We start from the raw sequence: 15,384 nt of genomic DNA on the forward strand, positions 1-15,384 counted from the left end.
CGGTCCGGAGGCCGGAAGTGTTCAATGACCAGCAGGTCCGCTGTACGCGTGGACCACGGCCAGCTGTCCGTTCGCGGTGTGCCAGTCGGCGGTCATGGCGCTGACGAAGCGCCACCCGGCGCGCTCGTACAGGCCGATGGCCGCAGTGGCGCCCGAGTCGACCTCCAGTACGGGCCGCAGCCCGTCCGCCTCCGCCGACCGGGCCGCGTGGCCGAGCAGTTCGGCGGCCAGGCCGCGGCGGCGCGCGGTGGTGCTGACGAACAGCCGGGCCACAGCGGCCAGTTCCTCGGCCGGTGCGCCGATGGCGTTCGCGAGCGCGGGATCGGTCCGGGTGAGCGCCACATGGCCGAGTACGGCGGGGCCTTCGGCCGCGACCCAGGCGCCGAGCATGTCGTGCGGGGTCAGCCAGCCCTCCGGGTCCTCGGGCCAGTGGACCGGGTAGCGGTCGGCCCGCTGGACGGTCGCGAGGGCGCTGACGCAGGACGCCAGGTCCTGGGCGGTGCGGGGGCGTATCTGGGCGGCGGGCACCGCAGGATCATGGCATGGCGCGGTCGACGGTGCGCAGGGTTATCAGGGCCCCGGCGAGGAACGCCAGCCCCGCGACGGCCAGCGCCGTCCGCAGCCCGGCGACCGCGCCCCCACCGGCCAGGGCGCCGAGCAGGGCGACGCCGACGACGCCACCGGTCTGGCGGGCCGCGTTGATCACGCCGGAGGCGAGCCCGGCCCGCTCACCGGGCACGCCGTCCGTGACGGCCGTCGTCACGGCGGGCATGGAGAACGACATCCCGAAGCCGGTGGCCATCAGCGGCAGCACCAGCAGCGCATACGGAGCCTGAGAGGCCGAAGCGGCCATGCCGAGCAGCCCCACCCCGCCCGTGATCAGGCCGATGAGCAGCGTGGGCCGTGGGCTGCCGACCCGGGCGGTGAAGCGTCCGGACAGCCATGAACCGGCCGCCACCACGCCCATCTGCGGCAGCAGCGCGAGCCCGGCGAGCAGCGCGGAGTAGTGCAGGGTCTGCTGGAAGGAGAGGTTGACGACGAAGAGTTCGCCGTAGAAGCCGAGGTTGATCAGCAGCCCGACCGCCGTGCCCCCGGCGAAGGTGGGCGTACGGAACAGCCCGAGCGGCAGCATCGGCGCGCGCACCGCCCGTTCGACGGCGACGAACGCGGCGCCCGCCAGGACGAACACCAGGGCGCTGAGGGCCACCAGCGCGTTCACCCCCGAACGCCCGCCCTCGATCATGGTGAGCGCCAGCGCGGTCAGCGCCACGACGCCGGTGAGCTGCCCGGCCGGGTCCAGCCCGTGGCCGGGCCGCGCGCGCGGCGCCGGAACGTACCGCGCGGTCAGCGCCATCGCGGCCAGCCCGATGGGCACGTTGACGAAGAACACCCACCGCCAGCCCGTCGCGGCCACCAGCACCCCGCCGAGCAGCGGGCCGCCCGCCGCGGCCACCCCGGCGATGCCGCCCCACACCCCGACCGCGCGGGCGCGCGCCGTCCGGTCGGTGTACGCGGCCCGCAGCAGCGCCAGCGAGGCCGGTACCGAGAGCGCCGCGCCCGCTCCCTGCGCCACCCGCGCGAGCACCAGCACCGTGACGTCGGGGGCCAGCCCGCAGCCGAGCGACGCCGCGACGAACACCCCGAGCCCGGCCTGGAACACCCGCCGGGCGCCGAAGCGGTCCGCGAGCGCCCCGCCGGACAGCAGCCCGGCCGCCAGCACCAGCAGATAGCCGTCGACCACCCACTGAAGGCCGTTCACGCCCGCCCGCAGATCGGTCCGCAGGGCGGGCAGGGCCACGTTCACGATCGTGCTGTCCAGGATGACCATGAAGTAGCCCGTGCACACCGCGACCAGCGCGCACGACAGAACGGCAGGGGTTTTCGTCGGCATGCACGTCACCGTAGGTGCGGAAAGCTTCGGCACCCGGCGAAGCGATGGCGCAGGTCAGCGCAGGTCGAGGAACCGTTCCAGGGCCTCCACCACCAGCGCGTGGTCCTCCGCCTGCGGCAGCCCGGAGACGGCGATCGTGCCGACGACGCCCGCACCGGTCACATGGAGCGGGAAGGCGCCGCCGTGCGCGGCGTAGCGGTCGGGGTCGAGCCGGGAGGCCTCCTCGAAGGTCGTGCCCTTCGCCCGGAAGCGGGTGCCGACGAGATAGGAGGAGGCGGCGTACCGGTCGACGACCCGGCACTTGCGCTCCAGCCAGGCGTCGTTGTCGGCCGAGGTGCCGGACAGGGCGCGGTGGAACAGGCGCTGGCCGTTGCGGCGTATGCCGATGGTGATGGCCGCGCCGCGCGTCCCCGCTATGTCGGCGATCAGGCAGCCGAGGAGCCAGGCGTCGTCGTTGGAGAAGGACGAGAAGCGCAGTCGGCGCTCCTGCTCCTCCAGTTGGGCGATGAGGTCGGTGAGTTCGGACGCAGGGGTGCTCATGCGGTGCCTCCGATGTGGACCGTACGGCCTTCCGTCGCCGACACCCGGGCCGCCTCCAGCACCCGCAGCGCCGCCGCCGCCTCGGCCGCGGTGACCGGGGGCGGGGTGCCGTCGCGGAGGGCGGTGGCGATGGCGGCGTAGTACGCGGGGTAGTCGCCGGGGGCGGTGGGGACGGGCCGTCCGCCGCCGGTCAGCGGCGACTCGCCCGCGCCGAGGCGGCCCCACGCGGTCTCGGGCTCGGCGCCCCACGCCGCAGATTCGGCCGGGCGCAGGCCCTCGCGGAGTGCCGCTTCCTGCGGGTCCAGGCCGTACTTGACGTAGCCCGCCTTGCTGCCCAGCACCCGGAAGCGCGGGCCGAGCTGGGCGGTGATCGCGCTCATCCACAGCTGCGAGCGGACGCCGTTCGTGTGGGTGATGGCGATGAACGTGTCGTCGTCGGCCTCCGCCCCGCTACGGCGTACGTCGACCTCGGCGTAGACGGAGGCGGCCGGGCCGAAGAGGGTGAGCGCCTGGTCGACCACATGGCTGCCCAGGTCGTACAGCAGCCCGCCGATCTCGGCCGGGTCGCCGGACTCCCGCCAGCCGCCCTTGAGCTGCGGCCGCCACCGCTCGAAGCGCGACTCGAAGCGCAGCACCTCGCCGAGCGCGCCGTCGGCGAGCAGCGAGCGCAGGGTGAGGAAGTCGTTGTCCCAGCGGCGGTTCTGGAAGACGCTCAGCAGCAGCCCGCGCGCCTCGGCGAGCGCGGCCAGCTCCTCCGCCTCGGCGGCGGTCGCGGCCAGCGGCTTGTCCACGACGACCGGCAGCCCGGCCTGGAGCGCCGCGCGTGCGAGCGGGACGTGGGTGCGGTTGGGGGAGGCGATGACGATCAAGTCCAGCTCACCGGCGCGGGCCCACAGCTCGTCGGCGGACGCGGCGATCCGCACCCCCGGGTGCTCGTCGCGGGCCTGCTGCTGCCGCTCGGGGCTGGCGGTGACGACGGTGTCGAGGGCGAGGCCTTCGGCGGCGGCGATCAGGGGGGCGTGGAAGACGGAGCCCGCGAGGCCGTAACCGATCAGTCCTGCGCGAAGGGCACTGCTGTCATCCCTGCTGTTGGCATCCATGGCGCCACTTTGACAACAGTGTTGCTAAAGCGCAAGCGATGACCACAATGGGTGGTGTGAACAGCACGATGTCGGGGGCGGCCGGGCCCGGAGCCAATCTGTCCGCCCTGCGCAGCCATAACGCCGCCCTCGTCCTGCGCCTGCTGCGCGACGCGGGCGAGGACGGCGTCAGCAGGCTGGAGCTGGCCGACCGCACCGGCCTCACTCCGCAGGCCGTCAGCAAGATCACCGCCCGGCTGCGGGACGAGGGCCTGGCCGCCGAGGCGGGCCGCCGCGCCTCGACCGGCGGCAAGCCGCGCACCGTGCTCCGCCTGGTCCCGGACGCCCGCCACGCGATCGGCCTCCACCTGGACCGCGACGAGCTGACGGCGGTCCTGGTCGACCTCGCGGGCACGCCGGTGGCCCTCCGTACGGCACGCTTCGACTTCGGCGCCGAGGCGGACCGGGCCCTGTCGGCGGCGGCGTCGGAGGTCGAGGCGCTGATCGGCGATACGGCGGCGGCGGGCGGGCTGCTCGGGGTCGGCGTCGCCGCGCCCGGCCCGCTCGACCACGGCTCCGGCGTACTGCACCGGGTCACCGGCTTCCCGCAGTGGGACGGGCTCCCGCTGCGCGACGCGCTCGCCCGGCGGCTCGGTCTGCCCGTCGTCCTCGACAAGGACACCAACGCCGCCGCCATCGGCCTCGCGGCCCCGGCCACAGGTTCCTTCGCGTATCTGCACCTCGGGACCGGTCTCGGCGCTGGGCTCGTGCTCGACGGCGGGGTGTACCGGGGGGCGCGGACGGACGCGGGGGAGTTCGGGCACCAGGTGGTGCAGCTCGACGGCCCGCGCTGCGGCTGCGGCAACTACGGCTGTCTGGAGGCCCTGTGCCTGGCCGCCGTGGCCCGGGGCGCGCAGGAGCGCGCGGCCCGGCTGCTCGGCGTCGGCGCGGCCAACCTCGTACGGCTCCTCGACATCGACCGGGTGCTGCTCGGCGGCCGGGTGGTGCTGGCCGCCTCTCAGTCTTATGTACGCGGCGTGGCCGCCGTGCTCGCCGAGGACGCCGCCCGCACCAACCGCCCCACGGTCCCGGTCGACGTCGTACGGGGTGGGGCGCGGGCGGTGGTCGAGGGGGCGGCACAGCTGGTGCTCGCGCCGCTCTTCGCATTGGGCTGATCGAGGGTTTGTTGACGGCCAGCCGGGGTCAATCGGCCGCCCCGGCGGTGTGTCGGCGTGCGCACGCGGAATGTGGCGGAGTGCTCGGGGATACGCCGCTGCCAGCAGAGGTCACCCATGCGCCTGCCTACCGCCCTGTCCTTCCGCGCCGCCCTGTCCCTTCGTACGGCCCTGTCTCTTCGTACCGCGCTCCCTGCGGCCGCGCTCGCGCTCGCCCCGGCCCTGTACGGGGTCGGAGCGCCCGCGCACGCCGCCGCGCCCGAACCCGCCCCGACCTGCGGCGACGAGACCGCCGACGACTTCCCGATAGAGACCCGGCTGCGCGGTGGGCCGGACCACTTCGCACGTGGTGGGCGGTGGCAGCAGTGGCACCTCGAACTGCGCAACACCACGGACACCGGATGCCGGGCGGTCCACCCCGTCACGGTCCTGGTCGACCAGGGGCACGCGCTGCGGCCGCGTCAGATCCAGCTGGAGTTCCTGGACCCGTATGCGGACGGCGGCACCTGGCGGGACGTTTCGTTCCAGACGACCGATGAGGACGAGAACATCGGGGTGTTCGAGAAGGACTTCAAGGGGTTCACGGTCCCGGCGGGGAAGACCGTCGACGTAGACATACGTTCCCGCTTCACCTCCGACGCGCCCCTGGGCCCGGTCACGGCCAACGCCATCGCCGTACAGCGGCGCGCGGACGACGGGGGGTGGGTCGGGCAGTCGAACGACTACGCGTTCCGGATCGACGCGGGGGCGGGGGCGGGGACGGACGCCGACGCGGACGACGGTACGTCGGGGGCGGACAGCGCGCCCGTATCGCCCGTACCGGATGCACCGCCCGTACCGGCCGTACCGGAGACGAAGCCGAGCGCCGAGCCGAGCGCCGAGCCCGCTGAGCCGAGCGTCGCGCCGAGCCCCACCCGCCGCCTGGACCGGAGCCCGGTGGCGGTACCTCCGAGCGCCGACAGCGAGACGGATCAGGGCACCGAGGATCTGGCGGATTCCGGTACCGATGAGGATCTGGACGTCGAGACGGATCTCGGTACGGAGACGGACGCGGACGCGGACACGGACACGGGCGCCGAGGCGGACTCCTCCGACACCGGCGCAGACGCCGAGACGGGCACGGAGACCGGCACCGAGACCGAAACCGACCCGGGAACCGAGACCGAAACCGATCCCGGCACCGATACGGGTAGCGAGACCGGCACTGACCCCGGCTACGACACCGGAACCGAACCCGGAACCGAAACCCCGCCCGCCTCCGAAGACCCCGGATCCGACACGACCGCCCCCGACGAGGACGACGGCACCGACAAGGGCGCGCACGACGACGAGGACGACGCCCACCGCCCCCGGCACTGGAAGCCCGAGCTGGCCGCGACCGGGCAGAACGTCCGGCTCGCAGGGCTCGGCGTCGTCAGTGTCGGGCTCCTCGCAGGGGGCGTCGCCCTCGTCGTGAAGTCCCGGCGCGCTAGGCGCTGAGGACGCTACCGCTACCGCTCACCGCCCCGGGGCCCCTCGCCCCGGCGGCGGAGTTCGTCGTCGACCTTGTCCGAGCCCCGCTGGATCTGGTCCGAGTGCTTGCCGCCGGTCTTCTTGTCTGCGGCGTCCGCCCCCTTGCGTGCGGCCTGGCGGCTCTTGTCCGGGTTCTTGGCGATCGCGTCCTTCAGCTTGTCCATGATGCCCATGGCGGTCTCCTAACCGTCGGCTCGCGTTCCCCCTCCCCTCAGGATCGGACACCTGTGCGGGTCTGTCGCGCCGAGCCTCCGGAGCCCCCGGTTAGGCTGTTGACGTCGCCCAGACGGTCGAACGGTCAAACGGTCAAGCCGAGCGGAGAGCAACCAGTGGCAGAGCGCAAGCCGATCGAGTCATGGCTCACCGACATGGACGGGGTGCTGATGCACGAGGGCATACCGGTGCCCGGGGCCGATGCCTTCATCAAGCGGCTGCGCGAGTCCGGCAGGCCGTTCCTCGTGCTCACGAACAATTCGATCTACACCCCGCGCGATCTGCACGCCCGGCTGTCCCGTATCGGCCTCGATGTCCCCGTGGAGAACATCTGGACGTCTGCGCTGGCCACCGGCCAGTTCCTGGACGAGCAGCGCCCCGGCGGCACCGCGTACGTCATCGGGGAGGCGGGGCTGACGACCGCCCTGCACGACATCGGCTACGTACTGACCGACGTCGAGCCGGACTACGTCGTGCTCGGCGAGACGCGTACGTACAGCTTCGAGGCGCTGACCAAGGCCATCCGCCTGATCAACGACGGGGCCCGGTTCATCGCGACCAACCCGGACGAGACCGGCCCCTCGGCCGAGGGCGCGCTGCCCGCCACCGGCTCGGTCGCGGCGCTGATCACCAAGGCGACGGGCCAGGAGCCGTACTTCGTCGGCAAGCCGAACCCGCTGATGATGCGGGCCGGGCTGAACGCGATCGGGGCGCACTCCGAGAGCAGCGCGATGATCGGCGACCGCATGGACACGGACGTACGGGCCGGGCTGGAGGCGGGCATGGAGACGTTCCTCGTGCTCACCGGGGTGACCCAGGCCGACCAGGTCGACCGCTTCCCGTACCGGCCGTCGACCGTCGTCGACTCGATCGCGGACCTCGTGGACCGCGTCGTCTGAGCGTCGTCTGACGCACCCGTTCGGCGCAGGGCCGGGGCCGCAGCGGATGCGGGGCCCGGCCCGGCGCGTGAGCCTCGAAGTGGGAGGTTCACGATGCGCATCGGCACCCTCACACTCTGTACGGCGACTCTCTGCCTCATCGCCTCGGGCCCCGCACTCGCCGACCACCGCCACGACGGCACCGCCACGATCCGGGTCAGCCCGCTCGCCATCGCGCCCGGCGCCGAGGTGGAGGTGCGGGCCTTCGGATGCCAGGGCCGGGTGGCGACGGCCACCTCGCCGGTGTTCGTCAGCGACGCGGAGCTGACCCCCGACGGCGACGGGCTGTTCAGCGAGGCGACGATCCGCTCGACGGCGACCAAGGGCGCGCACCGGGTCGCCGTCGACTGCGGCGGCGGCGCGGACCCGGGCACCGGCACCGGGAAGGTGTCCGTGGCCGTGGAGCGCCCGCCCTCGCCCGTCGCGCCCGTGCACGCGGGCGGCGGCGGTGCCCCTCGGCCCACCGATACCGGCGGCCGGGTGCGGGGCGGCCTCGGCGGCGCGGAGACGTACGGCCTGGTCCTGTCCGGCGGTACGGCGGTGGCCGTCGCCGGGCTCGCGGTACGGCGGCGACGGCAGCGGCAGCGGGTGGGCGGCGATGTCTGAGACGCGCTTTCCCGGGACCGGCGCCGGAGCCGGACGGCTGGCCATGGGCCTGGCCTGGGTGGCGCTGCTGCTCGGGCTGTGGATGTGGGGCCGGGACATCACCGACGGTACGGGCGCCCCGGCGCCCATGACGGGGGACGCGGCCGCCGTCGGCCGCCCCCCGGCCCATCCGCTGCCCGCCGCGCACGCCCCGCTTCCGGCCGCCCGGCCGCAGCGCGTGGACATCGCGGCGGCCGGGGTGCACGCCCCGGTCATCGGCGCGGGCCTGGACCGCAAGGGCGCGGTGAAGCCGCCGTCCTTCAGCCGCGCGGACTCCGTCGCCTGGTACCGGGGCGGGCCAGAACCGGGCACGCCGGGGGCGGCGCTGCTGGTCGGCCATGTCGACACCCGCTCCAAGCCCGCCGTCTTCTACCGGCTGCGCGACCTCCGGCGCGGCGAGACGGTCCGGGTCGCGCGGTCGGACGGTTCGACGGCGGAGTTCACGGTGGAGGACGTGGCGATGGTGACCGCCAAACGCTTCGACGCGCGCCGCGTGTACGGCCCCCGAACCGGCGGCCGCGCGGAGCTGCGCCTGATCACCTGCGGCGGCCGCTTCGACCGCGAGACCCGGACGTACTCGGCGAACGTGGTCGTCTCCGCCTACCTGACGAAGACCTCGCCGCCCCCCGCCACCCCCGGGAACGCGGGCTGACGCCCGCCCGTTCTCCGGTCATGGTGACCACCGTGCTGCTCGTAGTGGGGGGCGTCGCGGCGCTCGGAGTCGCCGCGTTCCTCGCGGATCGCGTGCTGTTATGGATGGAGCGCCGGGGCTGGATCTACTGGTGCAAGCGCAAGACGTTGCTGTCGATCGGCTCCGACTTCGTCCAGGAGGTCGACCCCGGCGCGCGGGTGCTGCGGCAGGGCATGGAACAGGAGCGGGTGCGCAAGAACGTGAGGCCGGCGGAGGGGCCGCCTCCGGTTCAGCTGGATCTGGACACAGGGGTGGTGCGTTTCCGCCGTACGGGACGCGACGGACGCGACGGGCACGATTCGTAGGGGCGTGGCGGTATGGGCGGATGGCTTCCGTATCTGGTCTTCATCGGCGCGCTGGCCGCCGTTATGGGCTGCTTCGCCTGGCTGGCCGTCGTGGCCCGCCGCCGGGGCGTCGCGGGGTCGGCGATCCGCGCGGCCGTGGCGGCGCATGACCAGGCGTGGCAGGTGTCGGGGTATCAGTCCCACCTGGAGGTCAGGGCGCAAGCGGAACGCAAGGCACCGATCGAGTCCCCCGCCCCTCCCTGGCATCCGGCCAGCCGCGGTCTCGGTTCGCCCCGTTCGGCGGCCCGTGGTCCGCGCCGCGGCCGCCTCCGCCGGGGCCTGCGGCGCCGCTTCCGCCGGTAGAACGCCGTGCGAATCGCGCCGGACGGGCGAAAACCCGCCGCCCATTGAGGATGCGGGCCCGGGCGGCAGGGGCCCTGTGCAAGGATGGATTCGACCGGCTTGTCCCACCCGGGGGCTCACTTTCCTCCCCCGGAGCGTGCACCCAAGGGGGAGTGGATGTACGGCAGTTACACCGGCCGTCGGCACACTGTTGCCCGCCACCACAACCGTAAGCGGAATCTCCGGCGCAATGGCGTGGCGGCCGCCGGAGCGCTGCTGTCGCTCGCGACGCTCACCGGCTGCTTCGGCGCCTCCGAGAGCCCCAAGAAGAACAACGCGGCCCCGCCGGACCGTCAGAAGCAGCGCCCGAAGGCCACCGTGCCGTACTGGGTCAACCCCGACGGCAGCGCCGCCAAACAGGTCGCCGCGTACCGCAAGGCGAAGAAGGACGACGACGCCCGGCTGATACAGAAGATCGCCGAGCAGCCGGTCGCGGAGTGGTTGGGGGTGGACAACCCGGAGGGCCAAGCGCGCGGCTTCACCCAGGCCGCCGCGCATGAGGACCGCGACGCGTTATTGGTCTTCTACAACATCCCGCACCGCGACTGCGGCCAGTACTCCAAGGGCGGCGCGGCGGACGGTGCCGCCTACCGGGCGTGGCTCGACAAGGCCGTCCGGGGCATCGGCAACCGCCCGGCCACGGTGATCCTGGAGCCCGACGCGCTGCCCCACGTGGCGGACGGCTGTACGCCGAAGAAGTTCCACGAGGAGCGGTACGACCTGCTCACCGGCGCCGTCGACAAGCTCAAGGGCCTGCCCCGCACCAAGGTCTATCTGGACGCCGGAAACCCGCACTGGATCAAGGACCCGAAGGCGATGGCCGGGCCGCTCAAGCGGGCCGGGATCGCCAAGGCGGACGGCTTCGCGCTCAACATCTCCAACTTCCAGAGCACCGCCGAGAACAAGGCCTACGGCCGGAAGCTGTCCGCGATGGTCGGCGGCAAGCCGTTCGTGATCGACACCGGCCGCAACGGGAACGGCCCGGCTCCGGGCAAGGACGACCCGGAGGCCTGGTGCAATCCGAAGGGCCGGGCGCTCGGCGACCCGCCGACCACCGAGACCGGCGACCAGAAGGTCGACGCCTACCTGTGGATCAAGCGCCCGGGCGAGTCGGACGGCCCCTGCAAGGGCGGCCCCCAGGCGGGCCAGTGGTGGCCGCGCTACGCACTGGACCTCGCCCGGAACGCCACATAGCTCAGCGTGCGGCGGCCTTCGAGGCCGCCGCGGGCACCTTCACCCACACCGACTTGGACGGCGTCCCCTGGTCGTCGACCGCGTTCAGCATGTAGTAGCCCGGCGGCACCAGCGACGGGTCCTTCGGCAGGGTCACCGAAACGCCGTCCTTCGTCCGCTTGAAGTCGAGTGCGATCGACCGCTGCTCGACGTTGGTCACATGGGTGAAGGAGCTGGGCCGGATCAGCCGCATCTTTTTGATCGCCGAGGCGTGCGCGGTCTTGTACGCGGTCGTCCCGCCCAGCTTGACCGTCCTCGGCCCGCCCTCGGCGTCCAGCTTGGGCCGCGAGTCCCGGTACAGATACGGCGGCCGGTAGAGGTCGATCTGCTGCTGGAACTCGCCCGGCTTGGTGTTCGCCTTGTCCTGGAACAGCGAGTCGGAACCGAAGGTCATGACCCGCCCATCCGGCAGCAGCAGCGCGCCCGAGTGGTAGTTGCGGCCGACCAGCGGATCGGCGACCCCGCGCGTGCGGTTGGTCTCCGGGTCGTACAGCTCGGCCTTCAGCACATTGGTGTCGCTGCGGCCCCGGTAGTCGCCGGAGCCGTTGGTGGTCAGGATCTGGTCGTCCGGCAGGATGACGCTGCTCGGATAGCGCGCCTTCTCGTACAGATCCGGTCCGTCCTTGAACCGCGGCTGATCGTCCTTGAGGTCGACGATCCGGGTCCCGGCCGTGGCCTCGGCGGACTCGCCGACGCCACCGCCGCCGAGCACCATGAACCGCTGGTCCTGCGCCGGGGGCAGCATGACCGACATCGACGTCTCCAGCAGCTTCGGGTCGCTGATGCCCGGCACCACCTGGAACTTATTGCTCTTCAGATCCCAGATCCCCGGGGTGCGGCCCTTGTCGTCCGGCCCGTATCCGGCATTCGACCCGGTGTAGAACACGCGGCCCTTTTCGGTGAGGAAGAGCGCCGGGTAGGTGGGGAAGAAGCGCTGCTTCGGCAGGTACTTCCACTTCTTCGTCTTCGGGTTGTAGATCTCGTTCTTGCCCGGCACGACCTGGCCGATTTCATCGAGCCCGGACACCGACAGCACCCGGCCGTCCTGGAGGGTCGTCAGGGTCGGATACCAGCGGGCCTCGTTCATCGGGTCGACCGTGATGTACCGCTCCGACTCCGGGTCGAATTCGTAGGCCTGCTTGATGCCCTGGAAGTCCTTCTTGTCGAACGACAGCTTCTGCGCGATGCCGTAGTAGTTCTGCTTGTCCTTGCCCTTCAGCCCGGCGATCCGGTAATTGTCCTCGGTCCCGGTCTGGTGCTTCTTGCCCTTCTGCCGCGCCTCGACATAGACCCGCGCCGTGCTGGCGGTGACGGTCACCTTTCCCGTCTTCGCGTTCGTCTTCTTCTTCGCGCGCGGGACGAGGACCGGGTCCTTGGACTCGAAGGTCTTGCCGTTCTCCTTGCCCGTGAAGCGCGTCCCGGACGGGAAGGTCTTCGGCTTGTCCGGGTCCTCGTTGTGGACGAACATCAGTCCGCCCGCCTTCTCGACGTCGCCCTTGAGCTTCTCGTACCGCTGGGTGCCGCCCGCCACCAGCAGCTTGCCGTCCGGCAGCTGGGTGTGCCCGGAGCAGAAGAGGTCCTTGGGCGTGGGGATGTTCCGGTACGTGTTCTTCTCCGGGTCCCACAGGACCGTACGGAAGGACTTGGCGTCGAAGTTCTTGGCGTTGTTCCCGGAACCGGCGACCAGCAGCACCTTGCCGGTGTGGAGCAGCGCGGCGTGGATCGTATTGATCCGATATTCCTCCGGGACGTTCACCACGCCCCAATGGCCGTTCTCGGCCTTGTACTCCGGTTGGTTGATCTTGTAATCGTGATACTGCTCGGAGCTGAATCGGTAGAGCGCCGGTCCGTTCATCCCGGCCAGCACGGTCACGGCCGCCGCACCGATTCCGAAGCGGCGGGTGCGGCGACTCGGTCGGTACTTCACGTCTTATCGTCCCCCAAGAGCGGGCTGCGTTGTCCGTTTCTCCTGGCGGACGGTCCACCGCCAGGCGATGATCGGAGCGGCTGTGATAGCCAGGGCGAGTGATGCCCAAACGGTCATCGCTGGATGACTGTGGCCGAAGTAGAAGGAAGAGGCGAGCGACCCGCCGAAGACCACCAGGAAGAAAAGGTGGATCCGGAACGTCCCGAAGAGGGTGTCGGGGCTCGACGAGTCGCCCTTCGGGGTGACGACGAACCGGCTCTTGCGGCGCAGTACCGCATCCATCAGGGAGCGTGCGTAAATCGGCGCGGACATCGCCGACATCACCATTCCGGCGACGCCGCCCGACCCCTCCGGCTCATGCGGCGAGACGTTGTGCCGCCGGTTCCAGATGTACAGGCCGATCTGGAGCGCGGACGCGTTGCCGTAGAGCATCATCCAGATGGCGGGATCGATCTGGATACCGGACGCCCCGAACCCGAGGAACAGCGCGCAGCTGATCCCGGCGAGGATCCAGTTCAGCGCCGACATCGGATAGAAGATCACCATCAGGGTGTAGTTGAAGAGCTTGCCCGCAGGCAGCGAGAACGGCGCCTTCCAGAACTGCCCGAGGATCGTCTCGTACGTACCGCGCGACCAGCGCAGCTGCTGCGTGAAGAAGTCCGTCCAGGCGTTCGGCCCCTCGCCCACCGCGAGCACGTCCGGCGTATAGACCGAGCCCCACTTCCGCCCGGTGGCGGGGTTGCGGTGGCGGTGCAGCTCGAAGCCGGTCGCCATGTCCTCGGTGATCGAGTCGTACAACCCGCCGATGCTCTTGATGGCGCTGATCCGCACCGCGTTGTTCGTGCCGACGAACATCGGCGCGCGGTACGCGTTCCCGGCGCGCTGGATCAGGGCGTGGAACAGGAACTGCTGGCTCTCGGCGGCCTTCGTCACCGCCGCGTCGTAATTCCCGTACACCTGCGGGCCGACGACGAACGCGATGTCCGGGTCGCGGAAGTAACCGAGCATCCGCTCCAGGTAGTTCGGCAGCGGAACGTGATCGGTGTCGACCGACGCGAAGAAGTCGTACGCGTCGCCGTGGGCGTCCAGCCAGGCGTTGTAGTTGCCGTGCTTGGTCTTCGCCCGGTACGGCCCCTTGGCCTGGTTCCACTTCTCGACGCCCTTGCGGCTGAAGTGGCGCACGCCCAGGCGCGCGCACACTTCCTTCACTTCAAGGTCGTCCCCCTCGTCCAGCAGCCAGACGTCCAGCTCCCCCCGGTGCCGTACCCTGACCGCCGCCTGCAGCGTCTTCGTCACCATCTCGATCGGCTCTTTGCCGGGCACGAACGTGGTGATGAAGGCGACCTTCGTCCCCTTCTCGGGTACGACCGGGACCGGGTCGCGGGCCACGAGCGTCGCGTGCGCGTTGGACGCGACGTTCATCGTGCGGAACAGCTCGATCAGCCCGATCGAGACCAGCATGATGGTGTCCAGGACCGCCATGGTCGGGCTCTGGCCGTCGCGCTCCGTCCAGTGCGCGGGCTGGATCAGCCATAACAGCAGCCCCAGCGACACCAGCGGCGCCGCGCCCAGCAGCAGCGCGGCGCGGATGCGGTGCGGCTCGTCCGCCAGCAGGCTGCGGTAGCGCACGCGGTACGGCTGGGTCGGATCGGGCTGGGTGAGTGGTCCCGCGAGTCTGCTGTAGTGCTCGTAGTCGTACTTCGGCAGCGGCCGCCGCCGGTGAGGCCGTTGCTGACGCGGGATGCGTAAGCGAGTCGTGGTGGACGAGTCGTACGAATCCTGGTCATGCGAATGCTGCCGGGCGCCTGTCGGCGTCGACGTCATGATCATTCCCCCCGCACGCGGGCTGGCTGCGTGTCGTCACGTTCTCCTGGCCAACACGGCCCCCCACGGCCGTACGGGCACGATAGTGGAGCGGCCGGACCCATCGAATGGAATCGAATATGGAATAGCCGCGTTCTGCTTGTGTACGAAGTGTGCCGGACCCCTCCCGTCCGGTTTCCCCCCGGGGCACCCCAACACCCCGTGGTGCAGGGCATGTTGGTGTGTGGTGCACCCAGGTCAGGGTCTCGAACGGGTCCGTGTGATCGCAATGCGAAACGCGCCCTTATTCGGACAAAGGTGCGCAAGGAGGGGTCGTCGCGACCGGTCGCGAAAACGGCTTATTCGTGATGCGGCGAACGCAGTCTGTTGCGGATGTTGCAGAAGTGGTCGCGAATCGCCTCTTCGGCGCGTAGGGCGTCGCCGGACCGCACCGCTTCGAGGATGTGGCGGTGCTGGGCGAGGGTCACCTGTGGGTCGGTCGGCACGTCGACCAGATCGGTGCGTACGCGGTGGAACGCGTCCCAGAACGCCTCCAGCACCTCGCTGAGCAGCGTGTTGTCCAGGCTCCCGTACAGCGCGGCGTGAAACGCCCGATCCGTCTCGCTCCGTACGGCCCCCTCGGCGGCCTCGGCCGTCATGCGTTGCACGATGGCGTCCAGCGTGGTGAGGTCCTTCGCCGGTATCCGCCCGGCGAGCCGTGCGATCAGCCCGGTTTCGACGGCCTCGCGCAGCTCCAGCAGCTGCAGCAGGCTGTCCTCGCCGCGATAGTGACCGGCGACGGTCCGGAAGATCAGCCCCTCGATCATCGGCGCCATCGACATGGGTCCGACGTAGGTCCCGAAGCCGTGCCGGATCTCGACGATCCCCATGGCCTGGAGTGCCTTCTGTGCTTCGCGTACGGAGTTGCGGCTGACGCCGAGCAGCTCCATCAGCTCCGTCTCGGTGGGCAGCGGAGCGCCGGAGGGGAGCCGCCGGTCGATGATGAGCCGTTTGATGCGCTCCTGGATGTCCCCAGCCATCCCACCACGCG

The 15,384-nt window shown here is 71.3% G+C and carries 16 protein-coding genes; 8 read left to right on the top strand and 8 right to left on the bottom strand.

From position 1 onward, the window contains the following. Positions 1 to 21: 21 nt before the first annotated feature. From ACFV9T_RS06200 to ACFV9T_RS06215, 4 genes are read right to left on the bottom strand one after another with little or no spacing between them, the layout of a single operon-like run. The gene (locus tag ACFV9T_RS06200) at positions 22 to 528 is read right to left on the bottom strand and encodes a GNAT family N-acetyltransferase (RefSeq protein ID WP_385437013.1); all 507 of its coding nucleotides are present in this window, start codon (positions 526 to 528) and stop codon (positions 22 to 24) included. A gap of 7 nt (positions 529 to 535) precedes the next feature. Beyond that, positions 536 to 1,891: a DHA2 family efflux MFS transporter permease subunit gene (locus ACFV9T_RS06205; RefSeq protein ID WP_385437014.1), complete on the bottom strand. Its 1,356-nt coding sequence runs from the start codon at positions 1,889 to 1,891 to the stop codon at positions 536 to 538. Positions 1,892 to 1,945: 54 nt separating this feature from the next. Beyond that, positions 1,946 to 2,431, bottom strand: coding sequence for a heme-degrading domain-containing protein (locus ACFV9T_RS06210; protein ID WP_385437016.1), 486 nt, complete (start codon positions 2,429 to 2,431; stop codon positions 1,946 to 1,948). Further along, positions 2,428 to 3,531, bottom strand: a complete 1,104-nt coding sequence (locus ACFV9T_RS06215) for a Gfo/Idh/MocA family oxidoreductase (protein WP_385437018.1) — start codon at positions 3,529 to 3,531, stop codon at positions 2,428 to 2,430. Before ACFV9T_RS06215 ends, ACFV9T_RS06210 begins: the two co-directional genes overlap by 4 nt. Before the next feature lie 47 nt (positions 3,532 to 3,578). Here ACFV9T_RS06215 and ACFV9T_RS06220 point away from each other — a divergent pair, with 47 nt between their 5' ends. Both ACFV9T_RS06220 and ACFV9T_RS06225 read left to right on the top strand, forming a co-directional pair. Next, positions 3,579 to 4,685 (top strand): ROK family protein, encoded by a 1,107-nt coding sequence (locus tag ACFV9T_RS06220; RefSeq protein ID WP_385437134.1) that lies wholly within the window; start codon positions 3,579 to 3,581, stop codon positions 4,683 to 4,685. A gap of 117 nt (positions 4,686 to 4,802) precedes the next feature. Further along, entirely contained in the window at positions 4,803 to 6,164 is a 1,362-nt protein-coding gene (locus ACFV9T_RS06225; RefSeq protein WP_385437020.1) for a hypothetical protein, read from the top strand. A gap of 11 nt (positions 6,165 to 6,175) precedes the next feature. Here ACFV9T_RS06225 and ACFV9T_RS06230 read toward each other — a convergent pair whose 3' ends face one another. After that, on the bottom strand, positions 6,176 to 6,370 hold the full coding sequence (locus ACFV9T_RS06230; protein WP_385437022.1) for an antitoxin: 195 nt from the start codon (positions 6,368 to 6,370) through the stop codon (positions 6,176 to 6,178). A gap of 156 nt (positions 6,371 to 6,526) precedes the next feature. Between ACFV9T_RS06230 and ACFV9T_RS06235 the strand changes: the two genes are divergently transcribed. The 6 genes from ACFV9T_RS06235 to ACFV9T_RS06260 all read left to right on the top strand — a co-directional run bounded on the left by ACFV9T_RS06235 (position 6,527) and on the right by ACFV9T_RS06260 (position 10,564). After that, on the top strand, positions 6,527 to 7,309 hold the full coding sequence (locus tag ACFV9T_RS06235; RefSeq protein WP_385437024.1) for an HAD-IIA family hydrolase: 783 nt from the start codon (positions 6,527 to 6,529) through the stop codon (positions 7,307 to 7,309). Positions 7,310 to 7,402: 93 nt separating this feature from the next. Continuing rightward, positions 7,403 to 7,954 carry a hypothetical protein gene (locus ACFV9T_RS06240; RefSeq protein ID WP_385437025.1) on the top strand — a complete coding sequence of 184 codons (552 nt, stop codon included), beginning with the start codon at positions 7,403 to 7,405 and terminating at the stop codon, positions 7,952 to 7,954. Next, positions 7,947 to 8,645: a class F sortase gene (locus ACFV9T_RS06245; protein WP_385437027.1), complete on the top strand. Its 699-nt coding sequence runs from the start codon at positions 7,947 to 7,949 to the stop codon at positions 8,643 to 8,645. The genes ACFV9T_RS06240 and ACFV9T_RS06245 overlap by 8 nt, the downstream gene beginning before the upstream one ends. Before the next feature lie 32 nt (positions 8,646 to 8,677). Then, on the top strand, positions 8,678 to 8,989 hold the full coding sequence (locus ACFV9T_RS06250; protein WP_385437029.1) for a hypothetical protein: 312 nt from the start codon (positions 8,678 to 8,680) through the stop codon (positions 8,987 to 8,989). A 12-nt stretch (positions 8,990 to 9,001) separates the two neighbouring features. Next, positions 9,002 to 9,331 (top strand): hypothetical protein, encoded by a 330-nt coding sequence (locus ACFV9T_RS06255; RefSeq protein WP_385437031.1) that lies wholly within the window; start codon positions 9,002 to 9,004, stop codon positions 9,329 to 9,331. Positions 9,332 to 9,487: 156 nt separating this feature from the next. Continuing rightward, positions 9,488 to 10,564, top strand: coding sequence for a glycoside hydrolase family 6 protein (locus ACFV9T_RS06260; RefSeq protein ID WP_385437032.1), 1,077 nt, complete (start codon positions 9,488 to 9,490; stop codon positions 10,562 to 10,564). Position 10,565: 1 nt separating this feature from the next. Here ACFV9T_RS06260 and ACFV9T_RS06265 read toward each other — a convergent pair whose 3' ends face one another. The 3 genes from ACFV9T_RS06265 to ACFV9T_RS06275 all read right to left on the bottom strand — a co-directional run bounded on the left by ACFV9T_RS06265 (position 10,566) and on the right by ACFV9T_RS06275 (position 15,373). Continuing rightward, entirely contained in the window at positions 10,566 to 12,530 is a 1,965-nt protein-coding gene (locus ACFV9T_RS06265; protein ID WP_385437033.1) for a galactose oxidase-like domain-containing protein, read from the bottom strand. A gap of 3 nt (positions 12,531 to 12,533) precedes the next feature. Continuing rightward, positions 12,534 to 14,354, bottom strand: a complete 1,821-nt coding sequence (locus ACFV9T_RS06270) for a glycosyltransferase family 2 protein (protein ID WP_385437034.1) — start codon at positions 14,352 to 14,354, stop codon at positions 12,534 to 12,536. A gap of 338 nt (positions 14,355 to 14,692) precedes the next feature. Then, a complete protein-coding gene (locus tag ACFV9T_RS06275; RefSeq protein ID WP_385437036.1) occupies positions 14,693 to 15,373 on the bottom strand; it encodes a FadR/GntR family transcriptional regulator in 681 nt (226 codons plus the stop codon). Between the last annotated feature and the right edge of the window lie 11 nt (positions 15,374 to 15,384).

Source organism: Streptomyces sp. NPDC059850, from assembly GCF_042731515.1.
Lineage (GTDB): Bacteria > Actinomycetota > Actinomycetes > Streptomycetales > Streptomycetaceae > Streptomyces.

Bases quoted from the DNA above. Each gene is read 5' to 3' on its own strand.
- ACFV9T_RS06205 (WP_385437014.1), bottom strand. From the start codon at position 1,891: ATGCCGACGAAAACCCCTGCCGTTCTGTCGTGCGCGCTGGTCGCGGTG.
- ACFV9T_RS06210 (WP_385437016.1), bottom strand. From the start codon at position 2,431: ATGAGCACCCCTGCGTCCGAACTCACCGACCTCATCGCCCAACTGGAG.
- ACFV9T_RS06215 (WP_385437018.1), bottom strand. From the start codon at position 3,531: ATGGATGCCAACAGCAGGGATGACAGCAGTGCCCTTCGCGCAGGACTG.
- ACFV9T_RS06220 (WP_385437134.1), top strand. From the start codon at position 3,579: ATGGGTGGTGTGAACAGCACGATGTCGGGGGCGGCCGGGCCCGGAGCC.
- ACFV9T_RS06225 (WP_385437020.1), top strand. From the start codon at position 4,803: ATGCGCCTGCCTACCGCCCTGTCCTTCCGCGCCGCCCTGTCCCTTCGT.
- ACFV9T_RS06230 (WP_385437022.1), bottom strand. From the start codon at position 6,370: ATGGGCATCATGGACAAGCTGAAGGACGCGATCGCCAAGAACCCGGAC.
- ACFV9T_RS06240 (WP_385437025.1), top strand. From the start codon at position 7,403: ATGCGCATCGGCACCCTCACACTCTGTACGGCGACTCTCTGCCTCATC.
- ACFV9T_RS06245 (WP_385437027.1), top strand. From the start codon at position 7,947: ATGTCTGAGACGCGCTTTCCCGGGACCGGCGCCGGAGCCGGACGGCTG.
- ACFV9T_RS06255 (WP_385437031.1), top strand. From the start codon at position 9,002: ATGGGCGGATGGCTTCCGTATCTGGTCTTCATCGGCGCGCTGGCCGCC.
- ACFV9T_RS06260 (WP_385437032.1), top strand. From the start codon at position 9,488: ATGTACGGCAGTTACACCGGCCGTCGGCACACTGTTGCCCGCCACCAC.
- ACFV9T_RS06270 (WP_385437034.1), bottom strand. From the start codon at position 14,354: ATGACGTCGACGCCGACAGGCGCCCGGCAGCATTCGCATGACCAGGAT.
- ACFV9T_RS06275 (WP_385437036.1), bottom strand. From the start codon at position 15,373: ATGGCTGGGGACATCCAGGAGCGCATCAAACGGCTCATCATCGACCGG.